Origin of the sequence: Collinsella sp. HCP28S3_B9 (genome assembly GCF_052066095.1) — a bacterium.
GTDB lineage: Bacteria > Actinomycetota > Coriobacteriia > Coriobacteriales > Coriobacteriaceae > Collinsella.
This window is the reverse complement of sequence record NZ_JBQHST010000066.1, coordinates 1-1,160: the sequence shown is the minus strand read 5'-3', so window position 1 is coordinate 1,160 and position 1,160 is coordinate 1. Positions and strand designations below refer to the sequence as shown.

The 1,160-nt window shown below is 65.6% G+C and carries 2 protein-coding genes; both read right to left on the bottom strand.

The annotated features are described in order from the left end of the window. Nucleotides 1–38: 38 nt before the first annotated feature. Nucleotides 39–890 (bottom strand): IS3 family transposase, encoded by an 852-nt coding sequence (locus ACTNBB_RS09090; protein WP_304211243.1) that lies wholly within the window; start codon nt 888–890, stop codon nt 39–41. Nucleotides 891–910: 20 nt separating this feature from the next. Further along, the coding region (locus ACTNBB_RS09085; protein WP_441057996.1) for a helix-turn-helix domain-containing protein at nt 911–1,160 on the bottom strand (250 nt) is incomplete at its 5' end.

Below are 1,160 nucleotides of genomic sequence, written 5' to 3'. Positions count from 1 at the left end.
TGAACTGCACCCCAAAACTTGGACGGCTTAAATAAGAACTACGCCGCAAGGGACTGTCTCCGGAACTCCTCCGGGGTCAGTCCCTTCAGTTTAACCTGGCGCCTCCTCGTGTTCCAATGGACCACGAAGTCGTCGAGGTCCGCCTTGAAGGACTCGAAGTCCGGCCACGTCCTTCCGCGGAAGAACTCGTCCTTGATGTGGCCGAACACCTGCTCCGTCGCGCCGTTGTCGATGCAGTTGCCCTTCCGGGACATGCTCTGCACCACGCCGGCCTCCTCCAACCGTCTGCACCAACCGGCCTGCTGGTACTGCCAGCCCATGTCCGAGTGCAGGATCGGCCTGGAGCCCTTGGGCTTCTTGGACACGAGCTGGTCGAGCAGCTCGTGCTGCTGAGCCATGTTGGGGTGCAGCGACGTGGACCAGGCGACGATCTCCTTGCTGCCGAAGTCGTAGACCGGCGCGAAGTAGGCCTTGCCCCAGGGCTGTTTGAACTCGGTGACGTCGGTGCCCATCTTTTCCCACGGCCCGTCGGCGGCGAAGTCGCGCCCGATGACGTTCTCGAAGGTCTTTCCGACCTTGCCCCTGTACGAGTTGTACCTGTGGTAGTCGGTCTCGCGGCGGATCCCGCAGCTGATGCCCATCTCGCGCATCATCTTCAGCACGGTCTTGTAGGCTATGCGCACGCCCTGCTCGGCGCGCAGGCACATGGCGATCTGCCTGTGGCCGCACCCGTTGGCCGTGCGCGAGAATATCTCGGCGGCGGCCTCCCAGAGCTCGGGCCTGGTGGGAGCCTTCGGGTGCGACAGCGCGTAGTAGTAGCTCGACCTCGCCAGGCCGGCGCACTCCAGCAGGCACCCCAGCCCGTACCCCTCTTCGCGCAGGGCGCTCACGGCCTCGACCTTCGCCCTGGTCAGAGTCCGTCCCTCTCGACCAGGGCACGCAATTTTTTTAGGTAGGCCACCTCGGTCTCGAGCCTTCGGCAGCGCTCCTCGAGCTCCTGCTCGCGCGTGCGCGGCCTCGCCTTGGAACCGCTCGGCCGGCCCTTGGGCCTGGGCCTGAGCGCCTCGGCGCCGCCCTCGCGGTAGAGCGCGCACCATCTCTTGAGCGGCGCCAGGGACATGACCCCGAACGCCTCCATGGCGTCCCGCTTGCTCATGCCG